13 protein-coding genes are annotated in these 14,934 nt (G+C 67.2%); 11 read left to right on the top strand and 2 right to left on the bottom strand.

Translation table 11 applies throughout. From position 1 onward, the window contains the following. The first annotated feature begins 120 nt into the window (after nt 1-120). Nucleotides 121-849, top strand: coding sequence for a CbiX/SirB N-terminal domain-containing protein (locus C8N44_RS04975; protein WP_107975081.1), 729 nt, complete (start codon nt 121-123; stop codon nt 847-849). A 1-nt stretch (nt 850) separates the two neighbouring features. Here C8N44_RS04975 and C8N44_RS04970 read toward each other — a convergent pair whose 3' ends face one another. Beyond that, entirely contained in the window at nt 851-1,915 is a 1,065-nt protein-coding gene (locus C8N44_RS04970) for an ABC transporter ATP-binding protein (RefSeq protein ID WP_107975080.1), read from the bottom strand. Between the two features lie 22 nt (nt 1,916-1,937). Continuing rightward, complete coding sequence (locus C8N44_RS04965) at nt 1,938-2,726, bottom strand: IclR family transcriptional regulator (RefSeq protein WP_107975079.1); 789 nt, start codon at nt 2,724-2,726, stop codon at nt 1,938-1,940. Nucleotides 2,727-2,924: 198 nt separating this feature from the next. Here C8N44_RS04965 and C8N44_RS04960 point away from each other — a divergent pair, with 198 nt between their 5' ends. The 10 genes from C8N44_RS04960 to C8N44_RS23115 all read left to right on the top strand — a co-directional run bounded on the left by C8N44_RS04960 (nt 2,925) and on the right by C8N44_RS23115 (nt 14,853). Then, entirely contained in the window at nt 2,925-4,187 is a 1,263-nt protein-coding gene (locus C8N44_RS04960; protein WP_107975078.1) for an ABC transporter substrate-binding protein, read from the top strand. Nucleotides 4,188-4,295: 108 nt separating this feature from the next. Continuing rightward, the gene (locus C8N44_RS04955; RefSeq protein ID WP_107975077.1) at nt 4,296-5,228 is read left to right on the top strand and encodes a carbohydrate ABC transporter permease; all 933 of its coding nucleotides are present in this window, start codon (nt 4,296-4,298) and stop codon (nt 5,226-5,228) included. After that, entirely contained in the window at nt 5,228-6,076 is an 849-nt protein-coding gene (locus tag C8N44_RS04950) for a carbohydrate ABC transporter permease (RefSeq protein WP_107975076.1), read from the top strand. Before C8N44_RS04955 ends, C8N44_RS04950 begins: the two co-directional genes overlap by 1 nt. An 18-nt stretch (nt 6,077-6,094) precedes the next feature. Continuing rightward, complete coding sequence (locus C8N44_RS04945) at nt 6,095-8,173, top strand: alpha-galactosidase (protein ID WP_107975075.1); 2,079 nt, start codon at nt 6,095-6,097, stop codon at nt 8,171-8,173. Then, nucleotides 8,170-9,879 (top strand): IlvD/Edd family dehydratase, encoded by a 1,710-nt coding sequence (locus C8N44_RS04940; RefSeq protein ID WP_107975074.1) that lies wholly within the window; start codon nt 8,170-8,172, stop codon nt 9,877-9,879. The genes C8N44_RS04945 and C8N44_RS04940 overlap by 4 nt, the downstream gene beginning before the upstream one ends. Next, nucleotides 9,879-10,649 carry an SDR family NAD(P)-dependent oxidoreductase gene (locus C8N44_RS04935; protein WP_107975073.1) on the top strand — a complete coding sequence of 257 codons (771 nt, stop codon included), beginning with the start codon at nt 9,879-9,881 and terminating at the stop codon, nt 10,647-10,649. Before C8N44_RS04940 ends, C8N44_RS04935 begins: the two co-directional genes overlap by 1 nt. Beyond that, entirely contained in the window at nt 10,649-11,548 is a 900-nt protein-coding gene (locus C8N44_RS04930) for a 2-dehydro-3-deoxygalactonokinase (RefSeq protein ID WP_107975072.1), read from the top strand. The genes C8N44_RS04935 and C8N44_RS04930 overlap by 1 nt, the downstream gene beginning before the upstream one ends. After that, a complete protein-coding gene (locus tag C8N44_RS04925) occupies nt 11,545-12,156 on the top strand; it encodes a 2-dehydro-3-deoxy-6-phosphogalactonate aldolase (protein WP_107975071.1) in 612 nt (203 codons plus the stop codon). Before C8N44_RS04930 ends, C8N44_RS04925 begins: the two co-directional genes overlap by 4 nt. After that, nucleotides 12,153-14,087, top strand: coding sequence for a beta-galactosidase (locus C8N44_RS04920; RefSeq protein WP_107975070.1), 1,935 nt, complete (start codon nt 12,153-12,155; stop codon nt 14,085-14,087). Before C8N44_RS04925 ends, C8N44_RS04920 begins: the two co-directional genes overlap by 4 nt. Nucleotides 14,088-14,457: 370 nt before the next feature. Further along, the gene (locus C8N44_RS23115) at nt 14,458-14,853 is read left to right on the top strand and encodes an exodeoxyribonuclease VII small subunit (protein ID WP_146178805.1); all 396 of its coding nucleotides are present in this window, start codon (nt 14,458-14,460) and stop codon (nt 14,851-14,853) included. Nucleotides 14,854-14,934 lie beyond the last annotated feature (81 nt).

Raw genomic sequence — 14,934 nt, 5'->3', positions numbered from 1 at the left:
GCCAACCTGACACGCAGCTTTCTGCAGGTCTGCGGCCAAGGCAAGCCCCGGCGGCCCTCGCCAAAACGACGCCGACGCCCTATCTGCGCGTCAGGACCGTTTCAGAGCAGGGAGCTTCACATGAGGGCAGAGACCACAAGCGCGCGTCGCCGCGCGGTGATCGTCAGCCACGGCCAGCCCTCCCAGCCGGAGATCGGCGAGGCCGAGATCCGCGCGCTTGCCGAGGCCATCGCCCCGTTCGCCCCCGATTGGGAGGTCCGCGGCGCCACGCTGGCCGCGCCCGGCGCGCTCGAGGCCGCGCTTGCCGGCACGCCCGACGATCTGGTGGTCTACCCGATGTTCATGGCCGACGGCTGGTTCACGCAGGATGAGCTGCCCCGCCGCCTTGGCGATACCCCGGCCCGACGCCTGCCGCCATTCGGGCTCGACCCGGCCTTGCCCGGATTTGCGGCGGACTGGCTGAAGGAGGAAATCGCGGCCCGCGGCTGGAACCCGGCGACAACCCGTCTCTTCGTGGCCGCGCACGGCTCGGGCCGCAGCAGACGCCCCGCCGAGGTCACCCGCGCCTTCGCGGCCGCGCTCGAGGCGCACCTGCCCCTGGCCGAGACGCGCAGCGGTTTCGTCGAAGAGGAACCCTATCTCGCCGACATGGCTCAGGGCCTAGGCGACCAGGCGATCTGCCTGCCCTTTTTCGCCGCCCGCCGCGGCCACGTGCTCGAGGATCTGCCCGAAGCGCTGGACGAGGCCCGCTTCTCGGGCCTCGTGCTAGATCCCATCGGCCTGCACCCGGGCATCCCGGGCTTCATCGCGCGGCGGCTGCAGGCCGCCGCCGACACGGCGCTGCTATAGCTCAGCGCAGGCGCGCCTCGGTCTCGCCGTCGAAGATCATCGCCTTCGACGCATCGAAGCTGACCTGCACGCGCGAGCCATGCTTGAAGGCGGGCGTGCCCTCGCGCTGCTCGACCACGATCTTGTCGCCCGCCTCGGTCAGAAGGTAGTCGTAGGCCACCCCGCCGAGGTTCTCGCGGATGTCGACCTTGAGCCCGGAATCGGCCTGCTGGATCTCGAGGTACTGCGGCCGCAGCCCGACCCAGACCTTGCCAGAGGCCGGAAGGCTGGACACCTGCGGCACGAAGCTCTGGTTGCCCAGTTCCGGCAGGCGAACCTGGCCGTTCTCGATCTCGCCCTGCAGGAAGTTCATGCTGGGCGAGCCGATGAAGCCCGCGACGAACTTGTTGTCGGGGTCCGAGTAAAGATCCAGCGGGCTGCCGACCTGCTCGATCCGGCCCGCGCGCAGCACAACGATCTTGTCGGCCAGCGTCATCGCCTCGACCTGGTCGTGGGTGACGTAGATCATCGTCGCGCCGATTTCCTGGTGCAGGCGCGCGATCTCGACCCGCATGTCCACCCGCAGCTCCGCGTCGAGGTTCGACAGCGGCTCGTCGAAGAGGAAGACCTCGGGCCCCCGCACGATGGCGCGTCCGATTGCGACCCGCTGGCGCTGACCGCCGGAAAGCGCCTTGGGCTTGCGCTGCAGCAGCGGCTCGAGTTGCAGGATCCGGGCCGCTTCAGAGACCTTCTCCTTGATCTCAGCCTTGGGGTGTCCGGTCATCTTGAGACCGAATCCCATGTTCTGCTCGACGCTCATGTGCGGGTACAGCGCGTAGGTCTGGAACACCATCGCCACGCCCCGGTCCGCCGCGTCCACGCGCGTCACGTCCCGTGACCCGATGTGGATCTGGCCGTCGGTGGTTTCCTCCAGCCCCGCGATCATCCGCAGAAGCGTGGACTTGCCGCAGCCCGAGGGGCCCACGAACACGCAGAACTCGCCGTCCTCGACCTCGAGGTCGATGCCGTGGATGACCTGCGCATCCCCGTATTTCTTGACCGCCTTGCTGAGGGTAACACCCGTCATTGCCACGTCTCCTTAGGTTCGTTCAGCTGGGGAATTGCCAGGTTTCCGCCGCAGCCGCGATTTCGCCGGCGGTTCGCAGAAGCGCCGGCCTGTGCCGCGCGAGGCCCTCCAGCCCGGCGGGCCCCGCGGTCGTGATGGAAAGCGCACCGAGCACACGCCCGCCCGGAGTCAGGACGGGGGCCGCGATGCAGACGATGCCGGGCTCGTGCTCCTCCCGGTCGAAGGACACGCCCTCGGTCCGGATCGTCTCGAGCTCGGCCTCCAGCGCCTCGACGCTAGTGATGGTGTTCGGTGTGTGCGGGTAGAAGGCCTGCATCCGCACCGCCGCCTGCCGTTCGGTCTCGGGCAGGTGCGCGAGCATCGCCTTGCCGACCCCGGTGCAATAGCCCGGGCCCACCTTGCCCGCCTGCGAATACATCTCGACCGGGCGGACCGCGTTGCGCTTGTCGACGTAAAGCACCTGAGCCCGGTCGAGCTGCGCAAGGTGGATCGTCTCGCCCACCTCGGCCGACAGCGCGTCGATGTGCGGGCGCGCGATAGGCGCCAGCGAGCTTTGCCGCCAAGCCGCGTGGGCCAGCTGCACCAGCCGCAGCCCGGGGGTATAGGTCTGCCGGTCGCAGTCGTAGACCAGCATCCCCTGGCTGGTGAGCGTCTGGACCAGCCGGTAGAGCGTCGCCTTCGGCAGCGGCGAGGCGGCCTGCAGTTCCGAAAAGCGAAGCGGGCGGCCCGCATCGGCCACGATGTCCATGATCTGCAACGCTTTTCCGACCGTGCCGTCCGCGCCCTCCCGGGCGCCGCTCTGGGTGTTCATTGTCGTCCTCCCTGCCCCTCCGCCCTCTGCCGCGGCCCATCGAGGCTGTTGACATGCGTAAACGAGTCGCGTCATAGTTTCAATAGTTGGGATCAAGTTCCATTATTCGGAACAAACCTCGACACAGGACCTCCGCCGGGCGGCCATAGGGCACCGCCCGGTGTCTTCGTTCACCAAGTGCCCCCGGGAGGAGAAAGCATGTTTCACAAACCCCGCCTCACCGCCGCCGCACTGGCGCTGAGCACGGCCCTCGCAGGTCCGCTCGCCGCGCAGGACAGCGACCTCAGCGGTACGCTCACGATCTTTTCCGACATGTCGAACCCCGCGCCCCGCGCGGTGATGGAGGACATGGCCGCCCGCTTCGGCGAAATGCACCCCGACCTCGAGATCGACCTCACGATCATCGACCGCGAGGCCTACAAGACCCAGATCCGCAACTTCCTCTCGGCCAACCCGCCGGACGTTGCGAATTGGTACGCCGCAAACCGCATGCGCCCCTACGTGGACGCGGGTCTTTTCGAGGACATCTCCGACCTCTGGGACGACCCCGAGATCGCCGAGAACCTCGCCTCCACCGAAGGCGCGATGACCCTCGACGGCAAGCAGTGGGGCGTGCCCTATACCTACTACCAGTGGGGCATCTACTACCGTGAGGACATCTACAACGAGTACGGCCTCAGCGAACCCGAGACCTGGGAAGAGCTCAAGGCAAACTGCCAGACGCTGCTCGACAACGACGTCAAGTGCTTCACCATCGGCACCCGCTACCTGTGGACCGCCGCCGGCTGGTTCGACTACCTCAACATGCGGACCCACGGCTACGACTTCCACATGCAGCTCACCAACGGCGAGATCCCCTGGACCGACGACCGCGTCCGCGAGACCTTTGCCAACTGGCGCGAACTGATCGACATGGGTGCGTTCGTCGACAACCACCAATCCTACAGCTGGCAGGAAGCGCTCCCCTTCATGGTCAACGGCGAAGCCGCGGCCTACCTGATGGGCAACTTTGCCGTGGCCCCCATGCGCGAGGCAGGTCTCGGTGACGACCAGCTCGACTTCTACCAGTTCCCGGCCATCAACCCTGACGTGGAAATGGCCGAGGACGCACCGACCGACACCTTCCACATCCCCAGCGGAGCGGACAACAAGGAAGCGGCGCGCGAATTCCTCCGCTTCGTCGTCTCGGCCGAGAACCAGACCATCATCAACGCCGGCGACGCGCTCGGCCAGCTCCCGATCAACGCCTCCTCCTCGGTGGACGACGACGAGATGCTGCAACAGGGCTTCGAGATGCTGAACGAGAACGCCACCGGCGGCCTCGCGCAGTTCTTCGACCGCGACGCCCCGGCCGAGATGGCCGCCATCGCGATGGAAGGCTTCCAGGAATTCATGGTCTTTCCCGACAACCTCGACCCGATCCTGCAGCGGCTCGAGCAGGCGCGCCAGCGCATCTACTGATCCCGCACAGGGACAGGCCGGGCCCCGCCTCGCGCGGGCCCGGCATCTCTTTCCGGGCGCGCAGGCCCGCGCCGCCCCCGACCCTTCCGTTCCCGCGAGGTGACCGCGATGACCACCGCGACGCTGCCCGACACACACGCCGACGAAGGCGGCCCCGGCTGGATCCGGCGCAACCGCATGACGCTTGCGCCGCTGATGTTCCTGCTGCCGGGGATCCTGTTCTTCCTCGTCTACGTGATCGTCCCGATCTTCCAGAGCTTCTACATCTCGTTCTTCCGCTGGGACGGCCTGGGCGAACCCAGCTACATAGGCCTTGCCAACTATCAAGAGCTGGCCAGCGACCCCGCCTTCGAGGTCTCGCTCTGGAACAACCTGAAATGGCTGATCCTCTACCTTCTGGCCATCCCGGGCGGGCTCTTCATCGCGCTCTTCCTCAACCAGACGGTCACGGGCATCCGGCTTTACAAGTCGCTGTTCTTCTTCCCCTTCGTCATCAGCCAGGTGGTTGTCGGCCTCGTCTTCGGCTGGTTCTACGCGCCCTCCTTCGGGCTGCTGAGCCAGGTCACCGAATGGATGGGCCTGGGCACCGTGAACGTGCTGGGCGACCCGCGCTACGCCACCTACGGCATCATCGGCGCGGGCCTCTGGCCGCAGGTCTCCTACTGCATGATCATCTACCTGACGGGCCTCAACGCCGTTGACCCCGAACAAGTGGAGGCCGCGCGCCTCGACGGCGCCAAGGGGCTGAGGATGCTCTGGCACGTGATCCTGCCGCAGCTGCGCCCCGCGACCTTCCTCGCCTTCGTCGTGACGATCATCGGCGCGCTGCGCAGCTTCGACCTGATCTCGATCATGACCAACGGCGGGCCGTTCGGCTCCACCCGCATTCTCAGCTTCTACATGTTCGAGAAGGCGCTCTCCGAATACGGCTTCCGCATGGGCTACGGCGCCGCCATCGCCGTCGTGCTCTTCCTCATCATGCTGTGCTTCATCGCCTACTTCCTGTGGTCGATGTACCGCGAAGAAAAAGGGGCCCGCTGATGTTCCCGCGTCCCATCGAACAGACCTCACGCCCCTGGCAGCTCACCTACCAGTCGCTGCTGCCGCTCGCCCTCATCATGTGGCTTCTGCCGCTGCTGGCCGTGGCCTTCTTCTCGATCAAGCCCGACGTGGACTTCACCACCGGCAACTACTGGGGCTGGCCCTCGGCCTTCGCCGGCTTCGAGAACTACGGCAAGGTCTTCTTCCAGTCGGACATGCCGCGCTACCTGCTGAACTCGGTGCTCATCACGGTGCCCACAGTCATCGGCTGCGTGGTGCTGTCGAGCATGACCGGCTTCGCGCTCGGCATCTACAAGTTCCGCGGCAACCTCTGGATCTTCTTCCTCTTCGTGGCGGGCAACTTCGTGCCCTTCCAGATCCTCATGGTGCCCGTCCGCGACCTCACGCTCGACATGGGCCTCTACAACACCAAGCTGGGGCTGGTGCTTTTCCACGTGGCCTTCCAGACGGGCTTCTGCACGCTCTTCATGCGGAACTTCATCCGCGCCCTGCCCTACGAGCTGATCGAGGCGGCACGGGTCGAGGGCGTCGCCGAATGGCGCATCTTCTGGTATGTCGTCATCCCCCTGATGAAGCCCGCCATGGCCGCCGCCGCCGTGCTCGTCTTCACCTTCGTCTGGAACGACTACTTCTGGGCCGTGGTACTGACGCAGGGCGCCGAAAGCCAGCCGGTCACCGCCGGCATCACCAGCTTCAACGCGCAATACCGCGCCGCCTACCACCTGATGAGCGCGGGCAGCATCGTCGCCGCCCTGCCGCCCGTGGCCATGTTCTTCCTCATGCAGCGCCACTTCATCGCCGGCCTGACGCTGGGCGCGGTCAAGTAATCTCGGGAGCGTTTCGTAATGAGTGATTTCTGGGAACTGCACGACGCCCGGCAGAGCCTGATCCTCGCAAGCAGCGGGGGTCGTCTGCCGAGCATTGTCTACTGGGGTCCGCGCCTTCCCGAGGGCGCGGACACCGCCACCCTGGTCCGGGCGCAGGAACTCGACGTGACGGGGGGTATGATCGACCGCCTTCCGGACCTGTCGATCTGCCCCGAGGCCAGCAGCACCTTCCCGGGCCAGCCCGGCCTGTCGGTGGCCGAGGCCGACGGCACGCCCCTGCGTCCGGCCTTCATGCTCGAGGTCGTCAACGCCACCGGCAGCGCGATCTTCATCCGCGCCAGTGACTCGGGCCTCAGCTACACCGCCGAAATCGGCATCGACCCCGACACCCACATGATCACGGCCCGCGCCGCGATCGAGGCCGACCGCCCGGTCCGCCTGCACTGGCTCTCGGCGCCGGTCTTCCCCGCGCCCCAGCAGGCGACCGAGATGGTGGATTTCTCGGGCCGCTGGATCGGTGAATTCCAGGAAAACCGCGTGCCGTGGTCCGCGGGCATCCGGATGCGCGAAAGCCTCACCGGCCGCACCAGCCACGAACATTTCCCCGGGCTCCTCCTGCCCTGCCTCGGCACCACCGCCACGCGCGGCCATGCCTACGCGCTGCACTACGGCTGGTCCGGCGGCCACCGGATGCTGGCCGAAGAGCTGCCCGAGGGCCGCCGCCAGGTCCAGTTCGGCAACGCCGCCGGCACCGAGCTGGAGCCCGCCACCCGGTTCGAGACGGCAAAGCTCTACGCCACCTTCTCGGAGGCGGGCGAAAACGGCTGCGCGACCGCCTTCCAGCGCCACCTGCGCGACAAGGTCGTGACGTGGACCCACCCGGGCCGCCCGCGCCCGGTGCACTACAACTGCTGGGAAGCGATCTACTTCGACCACAACCTGACCGACCTCACCGCCATCGCCGACCGCGCCGCCGCCCTCGGGGCGGAACGCTTCGTGCTCGACGACGGCTGGTTCGGCAAGCGCGACGGCGACGTGGCCGCCCTTGGCGACTGGACCGTCGATGCGCGCAAGTATCCCGACGGGCTCGGGCCGCTGATCGACCACGTGCACGGGCTCGGCATGAGCTTCGGCATCTGGTTCGAACCCGAGATGGTCAATCCCGACAGCGACCTCTACCGCGCCCACCCCGAGTGGGCGCTGGGTGCCGCGGACCAGACCCTCGGCCGCCAGCAGATGGTGCTCGACATGAGCCTGCCCGAGGTGCGCGAATACCTCTACACCCACATGGCGGCGGTGCTCTCCACGCACGCGATCGACTACATCAAGTGGGACCACAACCGCGTCCTGCCGCATCCCGACGCGGCCCAGGTGCGCGGCACCTACGCCCTGCTCGATCACCTGCGCCGCGACTTTCCCGAGACGGAAATCGAAAGCTGCGCCTCGGGCGGCGGCCGCATCGACTTCGGCATCCTCGAACGCACCCAGCGGGTCTGGCTGTCCGACAGCAACGACGCGCTCGAACGCCTGCGCATCCAGCATTCCGCCGCGCGCTTCCTGCCCGCCGCCGTCACCGGCAGCCACGTGGGCCCGCGCCACTGCCACACCTCGGGGCGCATCCTCGACATCCGCTTCCGGGCCTGGGTCGCCGCCCAGCGCCACATGGGCTTCGAGATGGACCCTCGCGAACTCACCGAGGACGAGGAACAGGTCCTGCGCAACGTGACTGCCTGGTGGAAGGACAACCGCGACTGGCTCATGCGCGCCGACATCCTGCGGCTCGACACCGTGGACGAGGCGATGACCGCCGAGCTGCAGCTGGCCGAGGACGGGTCGCGCTTTGTCACCTTCGCCGGTCTCGGCACCTCCACGCGGCAGATCTTGCCGCGCCCGCTGCAACTGGCCGGGCTCGACCCGCAGGCCAGCTACGAGGTGACGCTCCGGAACCGCGGTGACGCCATCGCCCTCTCCCGGGGCACCCCTTTGCTCAAGTCCGAACCCGTGACACTGAGCGGCCAATACCTGATGCACCACGGCCTGACCCTGCCGTGGAGCTTTCCCGAAACAATGTGGGTCGTCGAGGGGACACGCCAATGACCAAGCAACGACGCAGCCAGGCCTGGTACGGCAAGCTCGACAAGGACGGCTTCATCCACCGCTCGTGGATGAAGAACCAGGGCTTTCCCGACCACGCCTTCGACGGGCGCCCCATCATCGGCATCTGCAACACCTGGTCGGAACTCACCCCCTGCAACGCGGGCCTCAAGGGCCTGGCCGAGGCGGTGAAACGCGGTGTCTGGGAGGCCGGCGGCTTCCCGGTCGAGTTCCCGGTGATGAGCCTTGGCGAAACGCAGATGAAGCCCACCGCCATGCTCTTCCGCAATCTGCTGGCCATGGATGTCGAGGAATCGATCCGCGCCTACGGCATGGACGGCGTCGTCCTGCTGGGCGGCTGCGACAAGACCACCCCCGGCCAGCTCATGGGTGCCGCCAGCGTCGACCTGCCCTCGATCGTGGTCAGCTCGGGGCCTATGCTGAACGGCAAGTGGAAGGGCAAGGACATCGGCTCGGGGACGGACGTCTGGAAATTCTCGGAATCCGTCCGCGCGGGCGACATGACCCTTGAGGACTTCATGGCGGCCGAGAGCGGCATGAGCCGCTCGGTCGGCGTCTGCATGACCATGGGCACCGCCAGCACCATGTCGAGCCTCGTGGAATCCATGGGGATGAGCCTGCCCACCAATGGCGCGCTGCCCGCCGTCGACGCCCGCCGCGCGGCGCTCGCGCACCTGACCGGCAAGCGCATCGTCGAGATGGTGGACGAGGACCTGAAGCCCTCCGACGTGCTCACGAAAGAGGCCTTCATCAACGCCATCATGACCAACGCCGCCGTCGGCGGGTCGACCAACGCCGTGTTGCACCTTCTGGCGCTCGCCGGCCGCGTCGGCGTCGACCTCACGCTCGAGGATTTCGAGAAGGGCAGCGAGATCCCCCTGCTGGTCAACTGCATGCCCTCGGGCAAGTACCTGATGGAGGATTTCTGCTACGCCGGCGGCGTGCCCGCCGTGCTCAAGGAAATCTCCAAGCACCTGCAACCGGCCAAGACCGTGCTCGGCGGCGACATCTCGGTCTATGCCGACGGCGCCGAATGCTACAACCGCGACGTGATCCACGCCTATGACGCGCCGGTCAAACCCGCCGCGGGCCTGCGCGTGCTGCGCGGCAACCTCGCCCCGCAGGGCGCCATCGTGAAGCCCTCCGCCGCGACCGAGCACCTGCTGGAACACGAGGGCGAAGCCTACGTCTTCGAGAACATCGAGGACCTCAAGGCCAACATCGACCGCGACGACCTGCCGGTGACGCCCGACACGATCCTCGTGCTCAAGGGCTGCGGCCCCAAGGGCTACCCGGGCATGCCCGAGGTCGGCAATATGCCGATCCCCCGCAAGCTCGTGCGCGAGGGCGTGCGCGACATGATCCGGGTCTCCGACGCCCGCATGTCCGGCACCGCCTTCGGCACCGTGGTCCTGCACGTCTCGCCCGAGGCGCAGGCCGGCGGCACGCTGGCGCTGGTCAAGACCGGCGACCGCATCCGCGTCTCGGCCAGCAAGGGCGAGCTCGAACTTCTCGTCGACGACGCGGAACTCGCCACCCGCCGCGAAGCATGGAAACCCGAGGAGGCGCGTTACGAGCGCGGCTATGCCAAGATGTACGTCGACCACGTGCTGCAGGCCGACCGCGGCGCCGACCTCGATTTCCTGGTGGGCAAGGACACCCGCCCCGTCACTCGGGAGAGCCACTGATGAGCAACGCGACATTCCACGACCTCAAGGGCAAATCCGTCTTCATCACAGGCGGCGGCTCCGGCATCGGCGCCTCGCTGACCGAAGGCTTCCTGCGGCAGGGCGCCAAGGTGGGCTTCATCGGCAAGTCCGACGCCACCGAGTTCTGCGACCGGATGGAACAGGAGACGGGCACCCGCCCACTCTTCGTGCAGGGTGACATCACCGACACGCCGGTGCTGCAGCAGGCGATCCGGACCGTCTCCGAGGCCCACGGCCCGGTGAACATCCTCGTCAACAACGCCGCCAACGATCAGCGTCACCAGACCCTGGACGTGACCGAGGAATTCTGGGACTGGTCGCAGGCGGTCAACCTGCGCGCCTACTTCTTCGCCTGCCAGGCGGTGATCCCGGAAATGCAGAAGGCCGGCGGCGGGTCCATCGTCAACTTCAGCTCCACCAGCTACATGATGGGCAACGGCGGCTACCCCGCCTACACCGCGGCCAACGGCGGCATCACCGCCATGACCCGCTCGCTCGCGCGCGATTTCGGCCCCGACCGCATCCGCGTGAACGCCATCGCCCCCGGCTGGGTCCTGACCGAGCGCCAGCTCGAGAAATGGGCCACCAAGGAAGCGCTCGAGGCGCATCTCGAGCGCCAGTGCCTCAAGGACCACATGAAGCCGCAGGACGTGGTCGAGGCGGTGCAGTTCCTCTCCTCCGACACCAGCCGCATGATGACCGGCCAGTGCATCGCCGTCGACGGCGGCGTCGTGACGGTGGCCGCGTGATGGCGGGTCAGGACTGGATCGCCGCCGACTGGGGCACGTCGCACCTGCGCATCTGGCACATGTCGGCGGACGGCACCGTGAAATCGCGTCATGACAGCGACAAGGGCATGGGCACCCTCGACAGCGACGGGTTCGAACCCGCGCTGCTGGCCGCCCTGCCCGACCTGCCCGGCACCATCACGGTGATGATCTGCGGCATGGCCGGCAGCCGCCAGGGCTGGTGCGAGGCGCCCTATGCCGCCGTGCCCTGCACGCCGCCCTCCGGGTCCGACGCCGTGCGCGTGCCCGCCACCGACACCCGCATCGACGCCCGCATCCTGCCCGGCATCAAGCAGGACAGCCCCGCCGACGTCATGCGCGGCGAGGAAACGCAGGTCGCGGGCTTCCTCGCGCTCAACCCCGGCTTCGACGGGGTGATCTGCCTGCCCGGCACCCACTGCAAGTGGGTGCACATCAGCGCGGGCGAGGTGGTCAGCTTCCGCACCTTCGTCACGGGCGAGCTCTTCGCCCTCCTGTCGAAGCAGTCGGTCCTGCGCCACTCCATCGGGACCGAGGGCTGGGACGACGCGGCCTTCTCGGGCGCGCTGGACCAGGCCATGGGCCGCCCCGCCGCCTTCGCCGCCGACCTCTTTTCCCTCCGGGCCGAGAACCTGCTGCACGATCTCTCCCCCGCCACGGCCCGCGCGCGCCTCTCGGGGCTGCTCATCGGCATGGAACTCGCCGCGGCCAAGCCCTACTGGCTCGGGCAAAGCGTCGCCGTGCTGGGCGAAACGGGCCTCGCTGAGGTCTATGCCGCGGCGCTGGAAAAGCAGGGCCTGCCCGTCACCCGCGCCGACGCCGAACGCATGACGCTCGAAGGCCTCAAGGCCGCCTACGCGCAGATCAAGGAAACCGCATGACCCGCGAAATCATCGCCATCCTGCGCGGCCTCGCCCCCTCCGAGGCCGTGCCCGTCACCGATGCCCTGCTCGACGCGGGCATCACCAAGCTCGAAGTGCCGCTCAATTCTCCCGATCCCTTCGACAGCATCGCCGCCATGGTGAAGCACGCGGGCGACCGCGCGGTGGTCGGCGCGGGCACGGTGCTCGCCCCCGAAGAGGTGCTGAAGCTGCAGCAGATCGGCGCCGGCATGGTGGTCTCGCCCGACTGCAACCCGCGCGTCATCGTCGCGACCAAGCAGGCGGGCATGCTCTCCTACCCCGGCACATTCACACCCACCGAATGCTTCACCGCGCTGCGCAACGGCGCCGACGGCATCAAGCTTTTCCCGGCGGCCAAACTCGGCATCGACGGCTTCAAGGCGATCAGCGCCGTGCTGCCCAAGGGCACCAAGGCCTACGCCGTGGGCGGCGTGGACGACACAAACATGGATGACTGGCTCCGCGCCGGCATCACCGGCTTCGGCATCGGCTCGGCGCTCTACAAGCCCGGCCTTTCCGCCGACGAGGTGGCAGAGCGCGCCCGCGCCTTTGTCGCCGCCTACGACGCATCCCAAGAGGCAGCATGAAACGCACGCTCGGCACCTGCTACTATCCCGAACACTGGCCCCGCGAGATCTGGGAGGAAGACGCTCGCCGCATGGCCGAGATCGGCCTGACCTGGGTCCGCATCGGCGAATTCGCGTGGAAACGGATCGAACCCACCCCCGGCACCTTCGACTGGGCCTGGCTCGACGACGCGATCGAGGTTCTGGGCAACGCGGGCCTCAAGGTCGTGCTGGGCACGCCTACCGCGACGCCGCCGCGCTGGATGATCGACAAGCATCCCGACATGATCGCCGTCGATGCCGAAGGCAAGCCGCGCAAGTTCGGCTCGCGCCGCCACTACTGCTTCAGCCACGAAGGCTACCGCGAGGAATGCAAACGCATCGTCGAACTGGTCGCCGAACGCTACGGCCCGAACCCGCATGTGGCCGCATGGCAGACCGACAACGAATACGGCTGCCACGACACGGTCATCTCCTACTCGGACGCCGCGCGCACCGCGTTCCGGAAGTGGCTGAGCGAGACATTCGACGGTGACATCACCGCGCTCAACGACGCGTGGGACAACGTCTTCTGGTCGATGGAGTACGACAGCTTCGACCAGATCGACCTGCCCAACCTGACGGTGACCGAACCCAACCCGGCGCACACGCTGGCCTTCCGCCGGTTCAGCTCGGACCAGGTGGTCAACTTCAACCGCGCGCAGGTGGACATCATCCGCGCCCATACCGACGCGCCAATCGCGCACAACTACATGGGCCGCGAAACCGCCTTCGACCACTACGACGTGGGCGAGGATCTGGAAATTTCGAGTTGGGACAGCTACCCGCTGGGCTTCCTCGAGGACCGGGCAGGCGCGACGCCCGAACACCAGCGCAAGTACGCGCGGCAGGGCGACCCCGACTTCCAGGCCTTCCACCACGACATCTACCGCGCCGTGGGCCGCGCGCAGGGCAACCACCCGCAGGGCGCGGGCCGCTGGTGGGTCATGGAACAGCAGCCCGGCCCGGTGAACTGGGCCCCCTACAACCCCGCGCCCCTGCCCGGCATGGTCCGCCTCTGGACGTGGGAGGCCTTCGCCCACGGGGCCGAGGCCGTCTGCTACTTCCGCTGGCGGCAGGCGCCCTTCGCGCAGGAGCAGATGCACGCGGGCATGCTCCGCCCCGACAGCGTCGACGCCCCCGCCGCGCACGAGGCGCGCATGGTGATGGAGGAGCTGGCCGCCACCCCCGACGTGCAGTTCCAGCAGGCGCCCGTGGGCCTGATCTTCGACTTCGACGCCGCCTTCTACTGGGAAACCCAGCCGCACGGCGCCGGGCTCGACTACTTCATGCTGGTGCTCGAACACTACCGCGCGCTGCGCCGGGCGGGCCTGTCGGTGGACATCATCCGCCCGCGCCCCTCCGAGTTCGAGGGCTACAAGGCGATCCTCGCCCCCGGCCTCATGCACATGACCGACGAGGTGAAGCAGGCGCTGGCCGACTGCGGCGCCGAGGTGCTGATCGGCCCCCGCAGCGGCGCGCGCAACGCGCATTTCCGCATGCCCGTGCCCCTTCCCCCGGCCTTCCCCGGCCTCGACGTGACCGTGTCGCGGGTTGAAAGCATCCGCCCCGACCTGCCCGTCGCGCTCGCCGGTGGGGGCGCTGTCGAGGGCTACCTCGAGGAGATCGAGGGCAGCGCCGAGACCATCCTCGAGACCGAGGCCGGCGCCCCCGTCGCCAAGCAGGCGGGCCGCGTGACCTACATGGCCGGCTGGGGCGACGCCAAGGCGCTCGACCGGCTGGTGAACATGCTCTGCGTCCGCGCGCGCATCGCCACGGTGAAGATGCCCGAGGGCGTCCGCTGCCGCGAGACCGGCTCGGAACGGTTCTGGTTCAACCACAACACCACCCCCGCCGAGACCCCCGTGGGCATCCTTCCCGCCGCGGGCGTCCTCTGTGAGACGCTGGACTGACAGCCCGACGCCCGCGCCCCCTCGGCGCGGGCGTTGCCCTTGTCGGCTGGCGCGGCGACCTGCGGCCTGGTCCCCGGGCCTTCCCCGAACCACAGGAAAAGGGCGTGTTCTTGAACCGTGTTGGGCCGCCAAGCGGATATTGCTGCCGTTCGATTACTACGTTCGGATTAAAGCATACAGCGCATTGCAGACGGTCATGCCATGTGCTGCATCTTTCGAGAGCCAAGCGGAGGAAAGGGCGCTTCAAAAAACTGATGGGCTTGGCGGCCTGGCTCGTCTTCCTGTAACGTTGGAGTTGGCGCTGCAAACCTGAGAGGGTCCCCCACCGTTAGCGAATTGAAGGCGTCCGACATCGCATAAGAGAAGACATATGAGCAGCGTTACAACGGCATTTGAATTGATGAAGTTGGAGTTGGAAACGGCAGTCGAGGATCTAAACACTCAAGGAAGCGAGTTGTTTAGAGAATCACGTTACGAGGAAGCAAAGGCCTTGACCGTCAGGGGCAAAGAGCTTCGCGCTTTCTGTGATCGAGTGGAAGCCTTGGCGAACGAGTGGATGGCGACCTTCTCAGAAGATGACCATGAAGAGGATTCTGAACAGGAGGTTCAAGCCGCACGAACAATTCTCTCCTCTTCGAAAGGCTCTCGCACGAGACTGTTAGTAACATTCAGTGACGGCACTATTTTGGCGGAAAAAACGGCTGCACAAACGCTCGCCAAAGCGATTCAGCACATTGGTTGTGAACGGGTAGCTAGGCCGTGTTGACAAAAGGGTTTCACGCCGACCGGAAGGCGTGATTCAAGCTGGTATCTGCGATGGAGACCAGCTTGGCACGAGACCTGATGT

Source organism: Allosediminivita pacifica, assembly GCF_003054175.1.
GTDB lineage: Bacteria > Pseudomonadota > Alphaproteobacteria > Rhodobacterales > Rhodobacteraceae > Allosediminivita > Allosediminivita pacifica.
Note: the sequence above shows the minus strand (reverse complement) of the source record. Positions and strands in the feature narration are given on the sequence as shown.

Coding starts and splice junctions, on each gene's coding strand:
- C8N44_RS04975 (WP_107975081.1), top strand. CDS start 121: ATGAGGGCAGAGACCACAAGCGCGCGTCGCCGCGCGGTGATCGTCAGC.
- C8N44_RS04970 (WP_107975080.1), bottom strand. CDS start 1,915: ATGACGGGTGTTACCCTCAGCAAGGCGGTCAAGAAATACGGGGATGCG.
- C8N44_RS04965 (WP_107975079.1), bottom strand. CDS start 2,726: ATGAACACCCAGAGCGGCGCCCGGGAGGGCGCGGACGGCACGGTCGGA.
- C8N44_RS04960 (WP_107975078.1), top strand. CDS start 2,925: ATGTTTCACAAACCCCGCCTCACCGCCGCCGCACTGGCGCTGAGCACG.
- C8N44_RS04955 (WP_107975077.1), top strand. CDS start 4,296: ATGACCACCGCGACGCTGCCCGACACACACGCCGACGAAGGCGGCCCC.
- C8N44_RS04950 (WP_107975076.1), top strand. CDS start 5,228: ATGTTCCCGCGTCCCATCGAACAGACCTCACGCCCCTGGCAGCTCACC.
- C8N44_RS04945 (WP_107975075.1), top strand. CDS start 6,095: ATGAGTGATTTCTGGGAACTGCACGACGCCCGGCAGAGCCTGATCCTC.
- C8N44_RS04940 (WP_107975074.1), top strand. CDS start 8,170: ATGACCAAGCAACGACGCAGCCAGGCCTGGTACGGCAAGCTCGACAAG.
- C8N44_RS04935 (WP_107975073.1), top strand. CDS start 9,879: ATGAGCAACGCGACATTCCACGACCTCAAGGGCAAATCCGTCTTCATC.
- C8N44_RS04930 (WP_107975072.1), top strand. CDS start 10,649: ATGGCGGGTCAGGACTGGATCGCCGCCGACTGGGGCACGTCGCACCTG.
- C8N44_RS04925 (WP_107975071.1), top strand. CDS start 11,545: ATGACCCGCGAAATCATCGCCATCCTGCGCGGCCTCGCCCCCTCCGAG.
- C8N44_RS04920 (WP_107975070.1), top strand. CDS start 12,153: ATGAAACGCACGCTCGGCACCTGCTACTATCCCGAACACTGGCCCCGC.
- C8N44_RS23115 (WP_146178805.1), top strand. CDS start 14,458: ATGAGCAGCGTTACAACGGCATTTGAATTGATGAAGTTGGAGTTGGAA.